The sequence below is a fragment of the Streptomyces violaceusniger Tu 4113 genome (genome assembly GCF_000147815.2).
GTDB lineage: Bacteria > Actinomycetota > Actinomycetes > Streptomycetales > Streptomycetaceae > Streptomyces > Streptomyces violaceusniger_A.
In genome coordinates, this window is sequence record NC_015957.1 from 5294949 (window position 1) to 5314855 (window position 19907).

Sequence of the window (19907 nt, forward strand, 5' to 3'; positions counted from 1 at the left end):
GACGGGTGGGACGCGCGCCTACTCCTCGCGGCAGGAGCGCCCGGTGACGTTGTGGGGGGGTCAGTCCCTGCCGGCGCGGGGCCGCGTCCGCGCCGCGTCGGAGGAGAGCCCGGCCCGCGTGGTGGCCTCGCTGGTGGCCTGGGCGAGCAGGGCGAGCGCGGCCCGCGAGGGCGAGCCCGTTTCCGTGGTGGCGACCACCACGACGGGACCCGGCCCGCTGCTCAGGGTCTGCTGGACGACGGTCAGGGGCCCGACCAGCGGATGGCGCATCTCATAGTCGGCGACGGTGCAGGCCTGGATACGGTGGTCGGCCCACATCGAGGCGAACTCGGCACTCTTGGCGGACAGTTCGCCCAGAAGCGCGTGCAGTGCCGCGTCCTGCGGCTGCCGGGCCGCCACCAGGCGCAGATTCCCGACCACCGCCCTGGCCTTGCTCGGCCAGTCCGCGTACAGGTCACGGACGTGGCAGTCGAGGAACACCAGCCTGGCCATGTTGGGACGCTGCGCCGGCAGGTCAGGGGCACCGGGGGCCAGATGCCCGGCGAACAACGCATGGCCCAGGCGGTTCCACGCCAGCACATCGCTGCGCCCGCCGAGCACGATGGCGGGAACGTCGCCCAGCACGTCCAGCAACTGGCGCATCGCCTCCGTCACCCGTTCCGGCGCCGGCCGCCGGCCCCGGGCGCGCTGCCTGCCCACGCGGGCCAGGTCGTGCAGGTACCGCCGCTCGGACTCGTCCAGCCGAAGAGCCCCGGCGATCGCATCCAGAACATCGGGCGACGCGCTCAGTGACTGCCCCTGTTCCAGCCGGGTGTAGTAAGAGGTGCTCACCCCCGCCAGCAGCGCCAACTCCTCGCGCCGAAGACCCGGCACACGCCGGCGCTCCCCATAGGTGGGCGCCCCGACATCCTCCGGGCGCAGCTGGGAGCGCCGCGCCTGCAGGAAGTCCCCGAGCCGTGTTTTTCCGTCCATGGCTTTGAGTATGGGCCGCCTCGCGGAACCCAGCCTGACCCAGCTGTGGATAGGCAACGGCGGGTCTGGTTCCCCGCCGGCATCGTCGATGAAGTGGTGGCAGCCGAATCCGGCACCCCGCCGCACCCAGGAGGCCGCCTTGAGTACCACCACCACCGACAACGACCCCTTCGAGGCTCTGGACGCGGCCGACTACGCCTTCACCAGGCGCGCCTGGGTCGACGCCGCGCCCGCCCGCGTCTACGGGCTGGTCAGTGATGTGTCCGCGATCGGCCGCTGGAGCCCCAACGCCGACGACGTTGCTTTCGAACCAGGCGCCGGCCCCTGGGCCGGCGCCTGGTTCGGTGGCCGCAACCGCAGGAACGGCAAGGAGTGGACCACCCGCTCCCAGATCGTGCGAGCCGACCCCGGGGCGGCTTTCGGCTTTGTCGTCGGCGGCGCGGAGAACGGCATCGTCCGCTGGGAATGGACCCTCACCCCCCGGGGGCGCGGAACGGTCGTCCAGCAGTCCTGGGAACTGCTCCGCCTCGACCCGGTGCTGGGCACTACACGCACCGACCTGGAGGCGCTCCGTCGTTACATGGCGGGCAGCGTCGAAACCACACTCACCGCCCTCGCCCAATGGCTCGCCGAAGAGCGCTCGAGGTGACGCGCCAAACACCACACCGGCCATTCTGATCGGAGCCTGGCACTGCCCTGCTCCGCTGGTGCCTCGCACCGGTGCCGGTGCATCAGCATCGCCGCGGAAAGCTATTCCGGAGCACTACGGGCGGGGACGGGAAGGCGGCCGCCGAGGAGACTGCCGGTGCCCGGCACATGCGGGGGCAGGCCGAGTTCGACGAGGATGCGGTACGCCGTGGCGGTGGCTGCGGACAGGACGGGCAGGCCGACCGCGTCCTCGGCCGGTTGGATCGACGGCAGTGACGGCATCTGGACGCACGCCGACAGTACGAGGGCGTCGGCACGTGACAGGTCCAGGCGCCGCCAGTGGTCGAGCAGATCCGCCGGGTCCAGCCGGGCGACGGCGAGATTGTCCGGTACCTCCAGGCTCAGCGCGTCCACGACCTCGATGTCCGCGTCCTCGATGTAGTTCGCGACCAGCCCCGTGAGCGGCTTCATGTAGGGCGTGATGATGGCGACCCGCTTGGCCCCGAGTGCCTTGATGCCGTCGAGAAGGGCACCGGCGCTGGACACCACGGGTGCCTGGGCGCCTTGCGCTCGCAGCACAGTGGTGATCTCGTCCTCCGCCGTGCAGTGGTACCCCTTGCCCTGGGCCATGATCGCGACGAGACAGGCTGTGGCGACGACGTCCGGTCGTGCGTCGGCGAGTTCCAGCGCGGCACGCTCGGTCTGCGCGTTCATGGCGCGCAGTTGCTCGGGGGTCACCTGCTGCATGCGCATCCGGCTGGTGTGGAACACGAACCGGTCCTCGGGGAGCGCCGACTCGCGCAGCCGCAGGATCCGGGGCAACTCCTTTTCCATGGTGAGGTTCGAGCTGGGCACGATCAGGCCGACGTGGTGATCGGTCACGGAATCCTCCGGTTGTCCGGTGTACGGGACTCGCCGACGAGCCGCGGGCCCGTTCCCGTGGCCTGCCGTGCCACGGCGGTTCACCCGTCCTGAGTCAGTTGCTCCCAGTGGTCGGCGAGGGATGCGAGCATGTGCGTGATGTCGTCGCGCTGCTGTGTTCCGTACGGCTCCAGGAGCTGTTCGTCGAGCAGGCGGGCGCGGCGGTTCGCGTCGTCGAGGGTGTGTTTGCCTTCCTCGGTCAGATAGAGCAGTTTGCGCCGGCCGTCGTCGGCGGCCGTTCTGCGGACGATCAGGCCGCGCTTCTCCAGTCGGCGGGCAACGTCCGTCATGGTCGACGTATCGAGGGCGACCGCTGACGCCAGCGATCGCTGGTCGTGCCCCGGGCTCGCGTCCACGACCTGGAGCACCGCGAACTGCGGCCCGGTCAGGAGCGGGTCGACCGCCCTGATCCAGACGGCGAGGTATGCCTGGTACAGGCGCCGGACCTGGTACCCGGGCGCGGTCGTCAGCGCGGCGGGTGGCCGGGGCCGCGCGGAGGTCGAAGGTGCGGTTTCGTCAGCCATGGCGCCTACTTAAGCACGCCACGTCATCGCCCCCGCGCGGGGATGGAGCGGGCTGGGAATCGAGGAGCCACCGGTCAGGCGAGCATCGGGCGCAGTGCTTCCCGCAGGCTCGCGAGGGCCGCGGGAGGATTGTCCCAGAACAGCATGTGGCCGGCGTCCGGTATCCGGCTCAGTGCGGCCGTGGGGTTCTTCCGGGCCGCCTCTGCCGCGCCCACCTCGGTGACCACGGGGCTGTCCGCGCCGTACAGCAGCACTGTGGGGCCGGGGACGGAGGACCACCAGTCGAAGAAGTCCTCGCTCTCGAAACCGCGGTGGGTGGCCTTGATGGCCTCCTCGCCGCAACTGGCCAGCCACCGGGCCCTCAACTCCAGCTCCCGGTGCGGCCACCGAGGCCACGCCCTGGCCACTTCCGCGGCGGTGGTGCCGCGTACGGCCTGCGCCAGCTGGTCCAGGAAGGCGTCCACGGGTGTCGGGTAAGGTCCGCGCCCCGGGCCGCTCATGGGCGGGTCGCCCAGAACCGTGCCCCGGAGCGGGACCTTGTTCCGCGCCGCGGTGACCGCGGCGATGCGCGCGCCCATGGAATGCCCGAACAGCACCGGCCGGTCGAGCCCGAGCCGCATGACGACGGCCTCCGTGTCCTCGGCGTACTCCTCCAGGCCATACCCGCCGCCATCGTCGGACAGCCCGCGCCCACGGACGTCGACGACCACCGGACGTACGAGGTCGGTCAGCTCACGCACGACGAAGTCCATCGTGATCGCGGGACTGGTGATGCCGGGCATGACGAGGAGCGGGACACCAGGGCCGCCGTAGTCGAGGACATGCAGGCGAGTGGCGCCCGAGCACACCCAGCGGCTCGTGGCGGGCACATCGGCGAGATCGGCGAGCGCGCTCTGCGGCAGGCTACGGGCAGCCGGGGACGGGTGCGGGGTCATGCGGCCTCCAGGGGCGGGTGGTGCGGGCAGGGCAAGGTCATGGCGCGGCGACCGGGAGCGCCGAGAGGTAGGCGATGGCCTCCTCGAGGTGGATCACGTCGCCGTACTTGGCCTGGATGTCGAACAGGTTGGCCTCATGAGGACCCGCCGCGCGGTCGCCGACGCATTCACGCGGCACCAGCACCGAGAGCCCGGACTGCACGGCGTCGACCGCGGTGGCCCGCACGCAGCCGCTGGTCGTCGCCCCGCAGACGAGCACGGTGTCGCGGCCGAGCCCGGTCAGCAAGGAGGCCAGCGCCGTGCCGAAGAACGCGGAAGCGCCCTTCTTGGCGATCATGTGGTCCCGTGCCCCACGCGGCAGCCGTGGATCGATCGTGACTTCCTCACTGTCCTCGACCAGGGCTCGCATGCCTCGCGCCTTGTGCAGCCAGGTCACCGCGTCTCCGGTCGCCTCGGCCGAGGTGTAGGCAATGGTCGTGAACACGACCGGCACTCCGGCGGGACGGCCTGCCTCGATCAGCGCGGACGTCGCACCGACCACCTCGGTCAGGTCGGCCCCCGACGGGAACCGGTCCTCGGTGAACCCGCGCGTCAGATCGACCACGACGATCGCCGGCCGGTCGCCGCGCCGGACCGGCGCGCCGAAGCCCGCCCGTTCGTAGGTGCGTTCCGTGTCCAGTCCGTACGGCGCCTCGCTCACAACGACCTCCGCAGGGTGCGCAGTTCGCGTGACTGGGCGCGCATCCGGCCGACGAGCCAGCCCTGGACGAGACCGAGCGCGAACGCCCCGGCGAGCATCCCGTACTTGGCGGCGGCGGGGCCGAACACCATGGAGACGCCGTCGAGTTCGGGTTGCCGAGCGGGAGCGGCCGGCGCGAGGGCGGGGTGCGCGGCGGCGGGAGCGGTGGCTGAAGGGGCGGCGGGCACCGCGGACAGCGGACCGGGTTGCCCGGCGGCATGGTCCTGATCGAGCAGACCGGCCAGGTTCTGCGCGAACTGCCGCAGGATCCGCTCCGACACGGCGCCGATCGCCCCCTTGCCGAACTGAGCGATCTTGCCCCGGATCACCAGATCCGTGGCGAGCTGGAGCAGCGCGCCCTCGGGTGCGCCCAGCACATCGAGGACGACTTCGGCCTCCGCGTCGCCGCTTCCGTGCGTGTCGGCGCCGCGGGCGTGGACTCGCAGCCGCCGGTGCTCGGAGTCGACTTCCAGGAAGCGGACCGTGCCGGCGTACGAGGCTGTGATCGGCCCCACTTTGACCTTTACGCTGCCCTTCCAGGTGTCGCCGTCCTGCCCTTCGAGCGCGGCGCCCGGCATGCACGAGGCGACCCGTTCGACGTCGTTCATCAAGGTGAAGACGTCATCGGGTGAGGCTTTGACCGGAATGGAGTTGGTGAGCTGCACAGGTCAGTCCTCCTTGCTGGGGCACGCCCGTGCGCAGGCCCGGCGGCGGGCCGTCGCACAGGCGTCGATCGCCTCGACGATGGTCTGGTAGCCGGTGCACCGGCACATGTTGGCGGCGACGACCTCCCGGATCTCCTCCTTGGTCGCCTCGGGCCGCTCGGCGAGGAAGCCCTCGGCGAGCATGAGGAACCCCGGTGTGCAGAAACCGCACTGCAAGGCGTGGTGCTCGCTGAACGCCCGCTGGAGGTCGCTCAGCCGGTTGCCGTCGGCGAGGGATTCCACCGTACGGATGCGGGCGCCTTCGGCCTGTGCCGCGAACATCAGGCAGGCACGTACGGGCCGTTCGTCGACGAGTACGGTGCAGGCGCCGCAGATGCCGTGCTCGCACCCGACGTGGGTTCCGGTAAGGCGTAGCTCGTGACGGAGCACATCGACGAGGGTGCGGCGGGCTTCGGTGATCACCTCGTGCTGCTCGCCGTTGACATTCAACGCGATGAGCTGTGGCTCCCGCGGCGTCATGAGGGTGTCATCGGTCATGGAACGGGCTCCGGGTTCAGGGCGCGGTGCACGGTCTGTGGCGTGATGGGCGTGTGGTCGAGTTCGGTTCCGGTGGGGCGCAGGGCGTCGTTGACGGCGTTGAGGACGGCGGCGGGCGCCCCGATGGTGCCGCCCTCACCAGCGCCCTTCGCTCCCGTGGCGGTGAACGCGCAAGGGGTTTCGAGGTGGTGGATCGACACCTCGGGGATCTCTTGGGCCGTGGGCACCTTGTAGTCCATGAAGCTCGTCGCCGACGGCTCGCCGGCCGCGTCGTAGGTCACCTCCTCGTACAGGGCACCGGCGATGCCCTGCGCGATCCCGCCCCGGCACTGTCCCTCCACGACCTGCGGGTGGATCGCGACGCCGCAGTCCTCGACGCACACGTATCGCAGCATCTCCACCTGCCCGGTGTCCTGGTGGAGCTCGACGACCACACCGTGGGTGGCGTTGGAGAACGTGCCGTCGTTGAAGACGTCGAAGGTGGCGGTCGCGGTCAGCCCCGGTTCGATGTCCTTGGGCAGCAGGTCCGCCCGGAGGTAGGCGACGTCGGCGATCTCCTGGTGGGTGAGCACGTCACGGGCACTGTCGCCGCCTCGGCGGCGCACATGGCCGCCCGCCAGCTCCACCTGCTCCGGCTCGGTGTCCCACAGGGCGGCGGCGATGGCGCGCAGCTTGTCGCCGAGTCGCTCGGCGGCCAGGCGCACCGCACTGCCGCCGACGGTGATGGACCGGCTCGCGAAGGTGCCCCAGCCGTAGGTGACACGGTCGGTGTCGCCCTGGTGGAGCCTGACCCGGGCGATGTCGAGGCCGAGTGCGTCGGCGACGATCTGCGCCATTGTCGTCTCGTGGCTCTGCCCATGGCTCATCGTGCCGGTGGTGACCGTCACCGCGCCGCTGGTGTCCATCCGTACTTCGGAGATGTCGAAGCCCGGCACCACCTGCATCTTGCGCTGCGCGAAGGCCGAGGAGCCGTATCCGGTGCGCTCGCTGAAGCAGGCGTAGCCGATGCCGATGTGCCGTCCTTCGGCCGCCGCCGCGGTCCGCGTGTCGTACCAGCCCTCGTCCCTGACGACCCGCTCGCACAGGTTCAGGGACTCCAGGTACGAGCCGGGGTCGTAGGTGATGTCGTTGACGCCCGTGTAGGGGAAGTCGGTGATGACATTGCGGCGGCGGATCTCCACCGGGTCCAGGCCGAGTTCGCGGGCGGCGCGCTCGAAGAGCCGCTCGACGACCATCACATACTGCGGGCGGCTCACGCCCCGGTACGGTGCGGTCGGCGCCTTGTTGGTGGTGATGGCCCGGCCGCGGACCCGGTAGGCGGGCACCTTGTACACCCCGGGCATCTCGGCGGACGCCATCAGCGGCTCGATGCCCGCGGTGAACGGGTAGCAGGAGTAGGCGCCCATGTCGCACACCACGTCCGCGTCGAGAGCGAGGATCCGGCCGTCGGTGTCGAAGGCGGCGCGCGCCCGGTAGTGCTGCTCGCGGGCGAGAAAGGACGCGGACAGGGCGTCCTTGCGGTCCTCGATCCATTTCACCGGCCGCCCGAGTCTCAGCGCGGCCGCGGCGGCCGCGATCTCCTCGCGTCCGACCACGCACTTCTGGCCGAAGCCGCCGCCCATGTCGGGGACCACGACCCGCACGGCTCGCTCGTCGAGGCGCAGACAGCGCGAGGCGACCGTTCTCACCTGGTGTGGGACCTGGGTGCAGGTCTGGAGGAGAAGTTGCTCCTCGCGGTCGTCCCAGTGCGCCACAACGCCGCGGGTCTCCAGCGGCAGCGCGTTCTGCCGGCCGGTCGTGACGTCCACCTCGACGACGCGGTGTGCCGCGTCGAAGATGTCGTCGATCCCGTCGGTCGCGAAGAGCGAGACGTCCACGAGGGTGTTGCGGGCGGCCTCGTCGTGGACGAGCACCGCGTCGTCGGCGAGCGCCGTCTCCTCGCCGAGGACAGGTGGCAGCGGGGCGTACTCCACATGCGCCGCCTCCAGGCCGTCCTCCGCGGCGTAGGCGTCGAGGCCCACGACGATCGCGAGGGGCTCCCCGACGTAGCGGACCTTGTCGCGGGCGAGGACCGGCATGGCGGTCGGCACGAACTGCGACTGGGGCCGTGCCAACTGAGCGGTGATGTCTCCGATGGCCAGGTCGTCCGCGGTGAACGCCGCCACGACGCCCGGGACGCGGCGTACCGCCGACAGGTCCATGGACATGATCTCGCCGTGCGCGACCGTGCTGCGCACGAACTGCGCGTGCAGCATGCCGGGCAGGGCGATGTCGTCCACGAACCGGCCGCGCCCGGACACCAGCCGCCGGTCCTCCCGGCGCGGGACCGACCGGCCCACCAGCGGCCGCCCGCTTTCCTGACGTGTCATCGGGACATCGCCTCCTCACAGGCGCGCCGGACCAGGGTCCGGACCAGTTCCTTGCGGTAGTGCGGGCCGCAGGACGCGTCGCCCGCGGGGTCGGCGGCCGCCGCCGCGGCGGACGCGCAGGCGTCGAAGGAGCCGCCGCCGGTCAGCACCGCCTCCGCCTCCGGAACGCGGATGGCCGCCGCCGCCACACCACCGAGCGCTACCCGGCCGCCGCGTACGGCGCCGTCCACGACGTCGAGGTCCACGGCCGCCGCCACGATCGCGAAGTCGCCACGTCGCTCGGCGAACTCGGTGAGCGCCGCGTGCGGCGCCGTCCGTGGGAAGACGATCTCCACCAGGAGTTCGTCCGGGGCGAGGGCGGTCGTGTAGTAGCCGAGGAAGAAGTCCCCGGCCGCGATCGAGCGTTCGCCCAGGGGGCCGCGTACGACGAACTCGGCGTCCAGGAGCACCGCGAGCAGACACCATTCGGCGGTGGCGTCCGCGTGTGCCATGCTGCCCCCGACCGTGCCGCGGGTACGGATCGGCAGATGCCCGATCCAGGCCATGGCCCGGCGCATCACCTCGAAGCCCTGCGCGAGTGTGCCCGCCGGGTCTCTCTCCACGGTGTGGTGGGTGGTGAGCGCCCCGATCCGCAGCGCCCCGGCGGCATCCCGGTGCATGCGGTCGAGCTCCCGGAGGCCGCCGATGTCGACGAGGTGGTGCGGACGGGCCAGCCGGAAGTTCATCATTCCGACCAGGCTCTGTCCGCCCGCGATGGCCTTGGCGTCGTCACCCAGCTCGGCCAGCAGCCGGACGGCGCCGGTGACGTCACGGGCCCGGTGATACTGAAAGGGCGCGGGCTTCATGGGTTTCCTGTCCTCCCTTGCGTGGGGTCGCCTCGTGTGCGGTTCCGTGCGTGTCCCGGCGGCCTAGACCACCGTCTGTTCGCGGACCGCGCGAGGGTCCTGAGCCCGGACGTCCGCGGTGTCCCCGTCCAGGGCCCGGCCCTTCGTCTCCGGCGCCGCGACGGCCATCCAGACGACGGCGACCAGCACCGCGAGTCCGAGCACGGCGAACGTCACGGCGAGCCCGAGCGCCGGCCACATCACCGACCCGAACAGCAGCGGCGCGAACCCGGTGAGTGCCCGGCTGACCGAGGAGGCCCAGCCGAAGCCGCTGGCCCGCAGAGGCGTGGGGTACAGCTCGGAGACGTAGGCGTACATGGCGGGGATGGCGAGCTGCATCACGAAGCCGAACACGGCGATCGCCACGACGGACCCGGTCGGCGCCCTCATCACCAGCGCGAACGCCACCAGCGCGAGGGCAGCGACCGGAGCCGAGACCCCGATGAGCCACTTGCGGCCGACCACGTCCACCAGGGCGGTGGAGACGAGGACGCCGAGGATGCCGACGCCGCTCATCACGGTGGTGTTCATGAAGCTGGCGGTGTCCCCCAGGCCCTCCTCCTTGAGGATGGAGGGCATCCAGCTGAGAGCCGCGTAGTACACGAGCATCACGGTGGCGAACAGCGACCAGGCCACGGAGGTGACGCGCGGGCTGTGCGCCCATATGTCGCGCAGCTGCTCCGCGGCGGCGGTCACACCGCGCCGGCCGTTCCCGGCGACGGGCTCCGGGATGACGTACGGCTCGGCTGGAGCGCCGGTACGGGCGACGAGGTCGTCGATGACGACCCTGGCCTCGGCCTCGCGTCCCTTCTTCGTCAGGTAGACCGGTGACTCGGGGATGCCCCGGCGCACCCAGAACAGCAGGAGCGCGGGCAGCACCATGGTCGCCAGCATCCAGCGCCAGTTGCCGTCGAGAGGGACCATCACCGTCGAGACGAGACCGCACAGCGTCACACCCACCGGCCACCACAGGTCGAGCGCGGTGAGCACCCGGCCGCGGTACGCCCGCGGCGAGAACTCACCGACCAGGGCGTAGTCGACGGGGATGCAGCCGCCGAGCCCCACACCCGCGAGGAAGCGCAGGGCCAGGAAGAGTGGGTACGTGGGCGCGAGGGCGCCCAGCACCGAGAACAGGGCGAAGATCAGCAGTGTGACGCTGAACGCCTTCGTGCGTCCGATGCGGTCCGCGACCGCGCCCCAGGCGACGGCCCCCACGGCCATGCCGACGAGGTTGGCGGTGGCCACGAGCCCGCGCCCGGCGAGCGAGAGGCCGAAGTGCGAACCCAGGAGCGGCATGAGGAAACCGTTCAGGGCGATGTCGTAGGCGTCGAAGAGGTAGCCGAGACCTCCGATGATGAAAATGCGTCCCTGGACGCCCCATCTCCAGGGAAGTTCCTCAACGATCTGATCACCGGTTTTCATGTTCGCTCCACGGTGGTCGCGTATCGGGTGCATGCCGCGCCATTGCGGGTGTGGTACGCACAGCTCGGGCGTGCGGGTCGTCAGTGCGCGGGGGCTCCCGTCACTGGCGGTGGGCTCAGCGGGCGAACTGGTAGGAGAACGCCCCCAGATCCGGGTCGTTGAGCGGGGTTCCGCTCCACAGCCAGTCGTACGACACGTCCGACTCGCCGTCGAAATTCGTGAGCTTCTCGTCCCTGGCCCGCTGCTCCGGGCCGTCGGCCAGGTGGTAGAAGGTCTTGTTCGCGAGCGACGCGTCCTGGACCATCCCGGCGTGCTTGGCACGCCGGTCGACGTAGCGGCGCAGCGCCCCTTCTATGCCGGAGGCGGTGACAGCACCCAGTTCCTCGGCGAGTACGGCCGCGTCCTCCATGGCCTGCGAGGCGCCCTGCGCCTGGTACGGGAGCATCGCGTGGCAGGCGTCGCCCAGGAGGGCGACGCGGCCGTCAAGCCATACGGGGTCGCGGCGCCGGTAGTAGAGGGCGAAGGCCAGGACGTCCTCCTTCGCCTTGGACAGCATCGCCGGGACACGGTCGTCCCAGCCGGGGAACGCCTCGACGAGGTCCTGCGCGGTGGCGGGAAGCGTCCAGTTCTCGCGGACCGCGTCCGTGCAGGGGACGCACGCCACGACGTTCAGGTAGTCGCCGCCCCGGATCATGTAGTGGACGAGGTGCCGGTCGGGCCCGTACCAGATGGTGCTCTGATAGCGGTCCACGAGCCAGCGGGTGGCCGGGTCGGCCGCGATGAGGTCACCGGGGATCAGGGCCCGGTAGGCCATCTCGCCGGAGAACAGCAGCGTGTCGGGGGCGCCCATGAGGTCGCGCACCCGGGATCGGACGCCGTCGGCGCCGATGATCACATCGGCGCCGTGGCGCCGTCCGTCCTCGGTGACCGCCACGGGCCGCACGGGATCGGTGCGGTCCATTTCGACGACCTTGCTGGAGGTGTGGACCGCCACGACGGGCCCGGGGCCCGCGGGGTCCGCACAGGCGTCCAGCAGCATGCGGTGCAGATCGGCCCGGTGGTAGTGCCAGTACGGGGCGTTGAACTCGTCCTTGCAGCGCTGCCCGAGCGAGGTCAGGCCGACGATCCGGCCGTCCGTCCACCGGCGCCGCACCTGGTCGAGCGGTTCCGTGCGGATGGCCTCCATCTGCCGGCGCAGCCCGAGACCCATCAGGACGCGGCTGGCGTTGGGCGCGGTCTGGATGCCCGCGCCGACCTCGCCGAGTTCGGCGGCCTGTTCCAGGACGGTGACCCGCAGGCCGCGGTGGCGCAGCGCCAGGGCGGCGGTCAGACCGCCGAGTCCTCCCCCGACGACGGTGACTTCGAACGACTGACTGGACGCCACTCTTCCTCCAAAGTACGGGCGCGTCATGGTCTTGTGTGCGGCGCGGCGGTACGGCGGCTCGCCCCGAAGGCGCTCAGCGGTCGGTGAGCGTCCCGGCGGTGACGACCTCGGTGCCGTCCACGGAGACGGTGCAGCCCCGCATGGCGATGTCGAGGTGGGCGTACGACTCGCGGCCCAGGACCGGGTGGGGACCGGTCGACCACAGGAAGTTCCCCGCGAACGCGCGGGCGTCCATGCCCATCAGCTCGTCCTTGCCGTACATCGCCGTGGCGAACCAGTCGGCCGTACGCATCAGCCCCCAGCCCATGTGGGACAGGCTGCGTGCCCAGCGGTCCTGTGCGTCGTCGAAGAACGTCGACAGCATCCGGGCCTGGGCTCCGCCGGAGACCTTCTCGATGTGGCCGTCGGATACCTGAAGCGTGACGGGGCTGCTGACGTACTCCTTGAAGGGCAGCAGGATGTCGCCCTCATCCAGGACGATCTGCCCGTTGGAGATCTCCGGCCAGCACAGCACCATGGTGCTCGGCCAGTGGTCCCAGCGGCCCGGATCGTCGGCGAAGCCGCACTGGAACTCCGGCTTGGCGCCCGCGAGCTGCACGGTCAGGTCGGTGCCCGCGTCCGAGGTGACCCGCATGACGGACGACCTCTCCAGCAGGTCGACGCCCTCCTGCACCTCCGCCTTGTCGTCTTCCTTGGGCAGATTGCGAATGAGCACGTCGGGCGCGTCGCAGATGAAGATGATGCGGGTGCCGGCCCGGCGGATCTCCTGCTGGACCGGCGCGTGGATGAAGCCCTCGCGGGTCAGGTCGACGACCAGGTCCGCGGATTTCAGCAGGTCCTGGGCGGCGCTGTCGTTGAGGACGGACAGCAGCCCGGGGCCCGCGCCGGTGTGTGTGCTCGGCATCGGCGCGGGGCTGCCCCCGGGAACGGTTGCCGCGATGACGTGTGCACCACATGCTTTGGCCGCGCCGAAGGCCGCCGCCACGTAGTCGCCCCGGCTGCCGGGCTCCGACAGTACGACCACGTGCTCGCCCTCGCGGACCTTGCACAGTCGCAACTCGCGGGTGAAGGCGTCGAGCAGATCGGCGGAAGAGAGATCGAACACGTTTTCCTCCCAGGTCGCTTGCGGTACCGACCGTGGCCTTGTGGTGGCGGCGGGCATGCCGCGGCCAGGCTCTGAAGGCGGCGGTCGAGGGGAATGGCGAAGAGCGGGCAGGGCGCGGGGCCCCTCGCCGCCCATGGCGAACAGCGGACTCGGGCCGGTTGTGGTGTCCGGCCGATGGAGATAATCCGAACACGTACTATCTCCGCTTGGCAAGGGGTGGTCCCGGAGTTAACACGGATCTTCTGCGGCGGCCCCGGGGAGGGCCGTTACCGTTACGGCCCTGACCTGCGGTGGAACGTTCGCATCCGATACCACGCCGCCTCGGCTCGCGTGTTACGTGGATTTACCGTCAGGTGTCACACCAGAAATGGTTCACCGCCAAGGTGGCCACACCACTGTGCGATGGGTATGCCCGGGCCGCCGGCACGGGAGATTTGCCGTCATGGGCGGCACGGAGGAACGGCGGCGGCGCCGGCCGGCGAAGTGGACGCGGCATGTCAACCGCCGGGCCGGCGACTTCGGGTTCGCGGTCAGCCGCTGGAACCGCGGACCACAAGCTCGGGTTTCAGGACGACATCACCGCTGCCGCCATCGAGGAGGGCGAGCGATGCCTCGACCATGCGCTCGGCGGTCGAGCCCAGGGTGGTGAGCCCCGGCGCGGCGGTGTCGGAGATGTAGGTACCGTCGAAACTCGTGATCGCGTACTCGGCGGGCACCCGTTTACCGGCGTGCTGAAGCGCCGTCAGCAGGCCGAGCGCGACAGTGTCGGCGGTGCAGATGATCGCGTCTGTCGCGCCGGGATTCGCGAGCAGGAGCCTGGCCGCCTCGATGCCGCTCGCCACGGTGAAGTTCGGCATTTCCAGAACCCGGTCGTCCGGCCCGGCGAGCGCGCGGAACGCGGTTGTGCGCTCGATGCTGGACGAGGAGTCTTCCTGGGCGTCGACCATCAGGATGCCGCGGCGGCCCCGCGCCCGCAGGTGATCCGCGAGCAGGCGGACCCCCGCCGCGTTGTCGAGCCGTACCGACGGCGCTTCGACGCCTCGTGCACGGCGGTCGACCTGCACGACCCGGTTGGACCGCGCGAGCTCCGTGATCGCCGCGCCGCTCCGCTCGAATGCCGCGGGCACCACGAGTATCGCGTCCACCAGCACCCGATCCATGGCGCCGAGCTGGCGCTGCTCGGTCTCCGGGCTCTCGCCCGTGTCGATCGTCACCAGCCGCTTGCCCTGAAGATCCAGGCGGCGCGAATACGCCGACACCAGCTCCGCGAAGTACGCGTTCGCGATCGCGGGAACGACAAGCGCCAACGAATCCGTCGACTGAATCCGCAGCGCCCGCGCCGCCGCGTTCACCCTGTAGCCCAGTTCCTCGCATGCGTTCCGTACCCGCAGCGCCAGCTCCGGATCGACATTGCGCTCAACACCGGACAGCACACGACTCGCCGTCGGCACCGACACCCCCGCGCGCGACGCCACGTCCTTCAAGCCGATGCGCGCGCCCATCCTGATCTCCCCTGGCTCCTGCCCGTCGATGCTATCAGGGCGGTTTCGGCGACCCGTTGACGCGGCGGGGGCCAGCGTGCTTAGGTTCGGAAATGGTTTTCCCGACGGGGAGAGTACGGCATGATGGCCCGCCGCAGGCTCTGGGGGCGGCGGGCGAGTGCTTGTCGCCGGATCGGTGAACCTCTGCCTCGGCCGCACACTGCCGCGCCTGCCGCACGGTGCTGAGCGGATTCGCACCACCGGGCGCTCGGAGGCGGGCGGAGACAAGGGCGCGCACCAGTCCCCCGCCGGTCTTCTGCTCGCCCTCGCCCCGGCCCCGGCCGCCCCCGGCGCCGACGACGCGTTCACCGACGCGCCCGCCGCCCCTCTCACCGGTGGATTAGCGGTCCACCCCACCGCTTAGCGGTCCGCCTCACCGCCGTTTACGGGTCCGCCGCGACCGCGGTGGCCGTCACCGCACTCCGCAGAGCCGCATCGACCCCGGACGCGGTCGACCCGCTCCTCGGACGCGAACCCACGACTTCCCCGCACTCGACCACCCGCCCCTCCCCACACCGCCATACGTCGAAAGGCGCCCTTCCATGAGCACTGAGGCTCAGCAAGGTCGTAGAGGCACGACCGTCGAATCGAACGGCGTCAATCCCGTTCCGGATGCCGAACGGCGCGGGAAGCCGCGCGGCCTGTTCGCCGTGTGGTTCGCCTGGAACATCTCGATCCTCGGCATCAGTTACGGCATCTTCGTCTTCGGCCTCGGCCTGAACGTCTGGCAGACGATCGTCGCCGGGACCGCCGGCTACCTCATCTCGGCCACCCTCGTCGGCGTCCTCGCGGTCGGCGGGCCCCGCACGGGACTGCCGACCCTCGCCCAGACGCGCTTCGCGTTCGGCATGAAGGGCAACAGAATCCCCGCGTTCTTCGCCTACCTGTCCAATATGGGCTGGAAAGTGACGATCATCACCCTTGCCTCGACCACCGGTGCGAACCTGTTCGCGAAACTGTGGCCCTCGGTGTTCGCCGACCCGGACGGGTCGAGCGCCACGTCCACGATCGTGCTGTGGTTCGTGCTCGTGCTCGCCGTGACAATGGCGGTCTCCGTCCTCGGCCACGAGCTCATCATGAAGGTCGAGGTCTGGATCTCGTGGGTGACCGGCATCATGACGGTCGCGTTCCTCGGATTCATGGTGCCCGAGATCGAGTGGGCACACCTCGGTGACACCTCTGCGGGCGGACCGCTGGTGTTCACCGGCGGCATCATCATGGCGATGACCCTCGTCGGCCTCGGCTTCCTCAACTACGGCGGCGACTTCGCCCGTTACCTCCCGCGTGACACCCCGGCGCGCGGCGTGATCACCTGGACGGTCGCCGGGCTCAGCCTGCCGGTCGTCATCCTCCTCGCCGTCGGCGCGCTTCTCGTCGGCGGGGATTCGAAGCTCGGTGCCGCCGCGGCGTCCGACCCGATCGGGGCGCTCACCACGCTCCTGCCGATGTGGTTCTTCGTCCCGTTCTCCATCGTGATCGTCACCTCGCTCGTTTCGGCCGCCATCACCGGCATGTACAGCTCCGGCCTCGCGCTCATGGCGGTCGGCGTACCGCTACGCCGCTCCGTCACGACCGCGATCAACGCGATCATCATCGCGGCGGGCGCCTTCTATCTGCTGTTCATCTCCACCTCGTTCCTCGCCACGTTCCAGTCGTTCCTGTCGCTCATCGCCGTGATGATGGGCCCCATGGGCGGCATCCAGCTCGTCGACTTCATCCGGCAGCGCCGCATGGGCTGGAACACCGATATGGCGAACCCCCGTGGTTACGGCGGGCGCGACGGGCGCTGGACGGCGATCGTGAGTCTGATCACCGGAACCGTCGTCGGTCTCGGCCTCGTGACGAGCTCCGACCCGAACTTCGGGAAGATCACGGGATTCCTCCTCACCGAGAAGGGCCGCACCGGCGTGTTCGGGTCGAGCGGGCTCGGCATCGTCATCGCCCTGGCGCTCGGCGCCGCGCTCTACGCGATCCTCACGTTCGGACTCCGGCTGGACCCGAAGCCCGACTACTCGCTCGTGACCGCGGGAGACACCGCTCGCGGGGAGGGCGGGCTCCAGGCACCGACTCCCGACACGGCCGGCAGGCACGCTGCCGACCGCACGGAACGCTGACCGACCCGTGGCGGCGAGGCCCGCGCGGGACTCGCCGCCGCTCGAGGAGCTGACACCCTTGTCCGCACATGAGACCGCGCTGCGGCGATTCCGGAACCCGGACCCGTGGCATGCGCCCGCCGCCTACTGGTTCTGGCATCGACTCCCCGACCAGGACACGATCCGCGCCCAGGTGCGGCAGATGTACGACGCCGGGATCCGGAGCTTCCAGGTGCAGGCACGGTTGTCGTACCCGATCGAGGATTACCTGGACGACGACTACCTCGCCGCGTGCCGTGCGGCGGTCGGGACGGCCGCCGAGCTCGGCATGGTCGTCGGCATCTATGACGACTACAACTGGCAGACCGGTCACGCTGCGGGCCGGGCCGTGACCGGGCACGACGAGCTGCGCGAACGGCACCTGTTCTGGCTACGGATCCCCGCCGGCGCGGGCGACGGCTCGCTCAGCGGGATCCGCTCGGCGACGGAGAACCTCGGCCCGGCCGCGATGGACTGGCACTACGAGGGCGGCGTCGTCGCCTGGGCCGACTGGCGGCTCGAGTACGCGCTCGTCGTGGAAGGAGAGCAGGGCGCGGCCGCCGAGCGGCCCGAACTCGTCGACCGCGTGGACGGCGCCGCCGACAGGTGCCGTGTCCGCCTCGTCGAGCCCGTGCCCGACGGCGCGGAGGCGATCGTGTTCGTCTCCGCCCGCTGCGCGACCTCCCGGCTGGTGAACCCCGTCGACCCGGTCGCGGTCGATCGCTTCATCGAGGCCGGCTACCAGCCTTTCGCCGACGCCCTGGGCGACTTCTTCGGCTCCACCGTCGCCTACATGTTCTTCGACCAGCCGCACGCCGTGTACTACGACTGGGCGCAGCGCACAGGAGACCTGCGTTCGGCGATGCCGTTCCACGAGAGCCTGGCCGGCTCGATCCGGGAGCGCTGGGGCGGGCGGACCCCCCAGGTGCTCGCCGCCGTGCTCGACGGGGACGACCCGGAGCGGCTGAGCCTCCGCGCCCAGTTCTACGAGCACTTCAGCGGCTACGCGATGGAAACCTTCCTCGGCAAGCTGCGCGCCTGGAGCCACGCCCACGGCCTGCGTCAGTCCGGCCATGAAGTCCTCGGCCACGTCGGCGGCTGGGCTCTGGACACCGCGTTCGCGAACTGGGACCTGCGCGTGAACTTCGGACTCGACCACTTCGGTGTGGACGGCTACCGCGACCTCACCGCGGTGGACGCGCAGGACGCCCTGGTGCAGCTCAGCCCCGTGTTCGGCGACTCGGTCGCCCGCCACCACGGCCGCGGCGGGACGATGGTCGAGCAGTACTTCGTCACCCCGCCCGAAGGCGGGACCCCGTGGTCCGGCCACTGGGGGCTGACCCTGCAGGAGTTGCGCACCACGGCGATCAACCACCATCTGCAGGGCATGCGACAGATGATCTTTCATGGCTTCTACCAGACACACGGCCATGGAGACGATCACGAGTCGCTGCGGAATCCGCGCTTCGACTTCCCCCCGGGCATCAATTTCGAGCCGTGGTTCACCGATCATCACCGGCGGTTCGCGCTCGAGAGCGCGCGGCTGAGCGAATTCCTCGAACCGGTGTCACCACAGAACGACGTGGCGGTCCTGTACCCGTTGCGCACGGTGTGGACCGCGGGTCAGCTCGGCGAGCAGGCGTCGGCGATGGGTGAGTGGGCCCGCGCGCTCACCGAAGCCCGGGTGGGCTTCCACCTGGTGGACGAACGCGATCTCGACGCGGCCGCTGTGGAGGAGGGCGCGGTGTGCTTCGGGAACCGCCGGTACCGGGCGCTCGTGCTTCCCGCCGTGACAACGCTGCGCTCGGCCGCGTCGCTGCGCCGACTTCGCCGGCTGGCCGAATCGGGGGTACGGGTGCTGGCCGGCGGTGCGACGCCCACCGTCTACCAGGAGGGCCCACAGACCGCCGCCGAGGACTGGGCGGACCTCGCCCCCGCCGCGGAGGTGTTCGCTGCCGTCCCCGAGGAGGCGGTCCTGCGCGGGCTCGTCGCGCAGCGTGGGCGGGCCGAACCGACACTGCGCGTGCCCGCCGGCTCGGCGGTGCGCTGGCGCGGCGGCCCGGACGCGGCCGACGGCTTCCGTTTCGCGTGCTTCACCGAGACCGAGGGCACAGTGGAACTCCTGCTGCCCGACGGGCCCTGGCATATCGAGGAGTGGGAGGCCGCCGACGGTACCGTGCGCACCCTCGAAGCAGCCGAGAACCCGGTCGCGCTGCGGCTGGAGCAGAACGCCTTGCGCCTGTTGCGTGTGTACCGGGGCGCAGAGCCCGCTTCGGGCTGGGCGGATGTCACGGAGGACTCCGAGGCGGCGGGCGGTCACGGCGCACCGGAATGGTCGGCGCCGGAGGCGCTTGAGTCCGGCTGGCTGCTCGAGGTCGCCGAGGACTCGTACGAGGAGGCGGGCACCCGCCGTGACATCGCGGTGACGTGCGGCTGGGAGCGCCAGGGCCTGCCGGCGTTCGCGGGCACCGCCGACTATGTGCGGCAGATCGAGCTCGACGCGCCGGTCCCCCTGGAGCTGACGCTCCCGGCTGTCGCCGGAGCTGTCATCGTGTCCGTGAACGGCGTGCGTGCGGGTGCGCGCGCCTGGGCGCCGTACCGCGTCACGATCCCCGCCGAAGCCCTGCGGCCCGGGGGGAACGAACTCCGCGTCCGGGTCGCGCCGTCTGCCGCCAACCGCTACTACGCCGGGACCGGGCTCCGCGCCGGGCCCGAGCCGTGCGGGCTGCTCGCGCCGCCGCTGCTGCGCCACGCGCTCGCGGCCGCGAACCTGGGTGCGCCCCCGGACGGTTTCGACTCCGGTCCCCGCTCATCCTCGATCCCGGAAGGCTGATCCACCTTGCTCAAAGGACTCGACCCGCTCCTGACCCCGGACCTGCTGTACGCGCTCGCGCGGATGGGGCACGGAGACACGATCGCCATCGTCGACAGGAACTTCCCCGCGCACCCCCTGAACGACCGTGTGATTCGGCTGGACGGCACCGACGTCGTCTCGGCGGGCCGGCAGTGCCCGCTGGTGCCGAGGAGGGTCGGCCGGGAACCCGAGCCGGACAGCAGCACCCTCTGCCCGTCACCACGGCCCCCGGCATGAACCCGGTCCCCATGGACCAGTTGGTCACCTCGGTGGTC

The 19907-nt window shown here is 70.8% G+C and carries 18 protein-coding genes; 5 read left to right on the top strand and 13 right to left on the bottom strand.

Going from position 1 to position 19907, the window contains the following annotated elements:
• Positions 1-60: 60 nt before the first annotated feature.
• Positions 61-972 carry a helix-turn-helix domain-containing protein gene (locus STRVI_RS21840; protein WP_014057806.1) on the bottom strand — a complete coding sequence of 304 codons (912 nt, stop codon included), beginning with the start codon at positions 970-972 and terminating at the stop codon, positions 61-63.
• Between the two features lie 139 nt (positions 973-1111).
• Between STRVI_RS21840 and STRVI_RS21845 the strand changes: the two genes are divergently transcribed.
• A complete protein-coding gene (locus STRVI_RS21845) occupies positions 1112-1621 on the top strand; it encodes an SRPBCC family protein (protein WP_014057807.1) in 510 nt (169 codons plus the stop codon).
• A 101-nt stretch (positions 1622-1722) separates the two neighbouring features.
• On the opposite strand, the gene STRVI_RS21850 is transcribed toward STRVI_RS21845, so the two are convergent.
• From STRVI_RS21850 to STRVI_RS21905, 12 genes are all read right to left on the bottom strand, one after another.
• On the bottom strand, positions 1723-2502 hold the full coding sequence (locus STRVI_RS21850) for a maleate cis-trans isomerase family protein (RefSeq protein WP_014057808.1): 780 nt from the start codon (positions 2500-2502) through the stop codon (positions 1723-1725).
• An 80-nt stretch (positions 2503-2582) separates the two neighbouring features.
• Positions 2583-3065 carry a MarR family winged helix-turn-helix transcriptional regulator gene (locus tag STRVI_RS21855; protein WP_014057809.1) on the bottom strand — a complete coding sequence of 161 codons (483 nt, stop codon included), beginning with the start codon at positions 3063-3065 and terminating at the stop codon, positions 2583-2585.
• Between the two features lie 74 nt (positions 3066-3139).
• Complete coding sequence (locus STRVI_RS21860; protein ID WP_014057810.1) at positions 3140-4000, bottom strand: alpha/beta fold hydrolase; 861 nt, start codon at positions 3998-4000, stop codon at positions 3140-3142.
• Between the two features lie 37 nt (positions 4001-4037).
• Positions 4038-4700, bottom strand: a complete 663-nt coding sequence (locus tag STRVI_RS21865; protein WP_014057811.1) for an isochorismatase family protein — start codon at positions 4698-4700, stop codon at positions 4038-4040.
• Positions 4697-5404 carry an SRPBCC family protein gene (locus tag STRVI_RS21870; protein WP_014057812.1) on the bottom strand — a complete coding sequence of 236 codons (708 nt, stop codon included), beginning with the start codon at positions 5402-5404 and terminating at the stop codon, positions 4697-4699. Before STRVI_RS21870 ends, STRVI_RS21865 begins: the two co-directional genes overlap by 4 nt.
• A 3-nt stretch (positions 5405-5407) precedes the next feature.
• Positions 5408-5941 carry a (2Fe-2S)-binding protein gene (locus tag STRVI_RS21875; protein WP_014057813.1) on the bottom strand — a complete coding sequence of 178 codons (534 nt, stop codon included), beginning with the start codon at positions 5939-5941 and terminating at the stop codon, positions 5408-5410.
• Positions 5938-8310 (bottom strand): xanthine dehydrogenase family protein molybdopterin-binding subunit, encoded by a 2373-nt coding sequence (locus tag STRVI_RS21880; RefSeq protein ID WP_014057814.1) that lies wholly within the window; start codon positions 8308-8310, stop codon positions 5938-5940. Before STRVI_RS21880 ends, STRVI_RS21875 begins: the two co-directional genes overlap by 4 nt.
• Complete coding sequence (locus STRVI_RS21885) at positions 8307-9155, bottom strand: FAD binding domain-containing protein (protein WP_014057815.1); 849 nt, start codon at positions 9153-9155, stop codon at positions 8307-8309. The genes STRVI_RS21880 and STRVI_RS21885 overlap by 4 nt, the downstream gene beginning before the upstream one ends.
• A gap of 63 nt (positions 9156-9218) precedes the next feature.
• Positions 9219-10616 (bottom strand): MFS transporter, encoded by a 1398-nt coding sequence (locus STRVI_RS21890; protein WP_014057816.1) that lies wholly within the window; start codon positions 10614-10616, stop codon positions 9219-9221.
• A 115-nt stretch (positions 10617-10731) separates the two neighbouring features.
• Entirely contained in the window at positions 10732-12000 is a 1269-nt protein-coding gene (locus tag STRVI_RS21895; protein ID WP_014057817.1) for an FAD-dependent monooxygenase, read from the bottom strand.
• A gap of 73 nt (positions 12001-12073) precedes the next feature.
• The gene (locus STRVI_RS21900) at positions 12074-13105 is read right to left on the bottom strand and encodes a hypothetical protein (protein WP_014057818.1); all 1032 of its coding nucleotides are present in this window, start codon (positions 13103-13105) and stop codon (positions 12074-12076) included.
• Positions 13106-13635: 530 nt separating this feature from the next.
• A complete protein-coding gene (locus STRVI_RS21905; RefSeq protein WP_014057819.1) occupies positions 13636-14607 on the bottom strand; it encodes a LacI family DNA-binding transcriptional regulator in 972 nt (323 codons plus the stop codon).
• Between the two features lie 157 nt (positions 14608-14764).
• On the opposite strand from STRVI_RS21905, the gene STRVI_RS21910 reads away from it, so the two are divergent.
• The 4 genes from STRVI_RS21910 (at position 14765) to STRVI_RS21925 (ending at position 19869) form a co-directional block, all read left to right on the top strand.
• Positions 14765-15010: a hypothetical protein gene (locus STRVI_RS21910; RefSeq protein WP_014057820.1), complete on the top strand. Its 246-nt coding sequence runs from the start codon at positions 14765-14767 to the stop codon at positions 15008-15010.
• Between the two features lie 178 nt (positions 15011-15188).
• Positions 15189-16760 carry a purine-cytosine permease family protein gene (locus STRVI_RS21915; protein ID WP_014057821.1) on the top strand — a complete coding sequence of 524 codons (1572 nt, stop codon included), beginning with the start codon at positions 15189-15191 and terminating at the stop codon, positions 16758-16760.
• A gap of 58 nt (positions 16761-16818) precedes the next feature.
• Positions 16819-19611 (top strand): hypothetical protein, encoded by a 2793-nt coding sequence (locus STRVI_RS21920; RefSeq protein ID WP_014057822.1) that lies wholly within the window; start codon positions 16819-16821, stop codon positions 19609-19611.
• Between the two features lie 6 nt (positions 19612-19617).
• On the top strand, positions 19618-19869 hold the full coding sequence (locus tag STRVI_RS21925; protein ID WP_014057823.1) for a transporter: 252 nt from the start codon (positions 19618-19620) through the stop codon (positions 19867-19869).
• The last annotated feature ends 38 nt before the right edge of the window (positions 19870-19907 follow it).

Excerpts from the sequence above, each read along its gene's own strand:
- STRVI_RS21890 (WP_014057816.1), bottom strand. The coding sequence starts at position 10,616 with ATGAAAACCGGTGATCAGATCGTTGAGGAACTTCCCTGGAGATGGGGC.
- STRVI_RS21860 (WP_014057810.1), bottom strand. The coding sequence starts at position 4,000 with ATGACCCCGCACCCGTCCCCGGCTGCCCGTAGCCTGCCGCAGAGCGCG.
- STRVI_RS21875 (WP_014057813.1), bottom strand. The coding sequence starts at position 5,941 with ATGACCGATGACACCCTCATGACGCCGCGGGAGCCACAGCTCATCGCG.
- STRVI_RS21840 (WP_014057806.1), bottom strand. The coding sequence starts at position 972 with ATGGACGGAAAAACACGGCTCGGGGACTTCCTGCAGGCGCGGCGCTCC.
- STRVI_RS21885 (WP_014057815.1), bottom strand. The coding sequence starts at position 9,155 with ATGAAGCCCGCGCCCTTTCAGTATCACCGGGCCCGTGACGTCACCGGC.
- STRVI_RS21880 (WP_014057814.1), bottom strand. The coding sequence starts at position 8,310 with ATGACACGTCAGGAAAGCGGGCGGCCGCTGGTGGGCCGGTCGGTCCCG.
- STRVI_RS21905 (WP_014057819.1), bottom strand. The coding sequence starts at position 14,607 with ATGGGCGCGCGCATCGGCTTGAAGGACGTGGCGTCGCGCGCGGGGGTG.
- STRVI_RS21855 (WP_014057809.1), bottom strand. The coding sequence starts at position 3,065 with ATGGCTGACGAAACCGCACCTTCGACCTCCGCGCGGCCCCGGCCACCC.
- STRVI_RS21915 (WP_014057821.1), top strand. The coding sequence starts at position 15,189 with ATGAGCACTGAGGCTCAGCAAGGTCGTAGAGGCACGACCGTCGAATCG.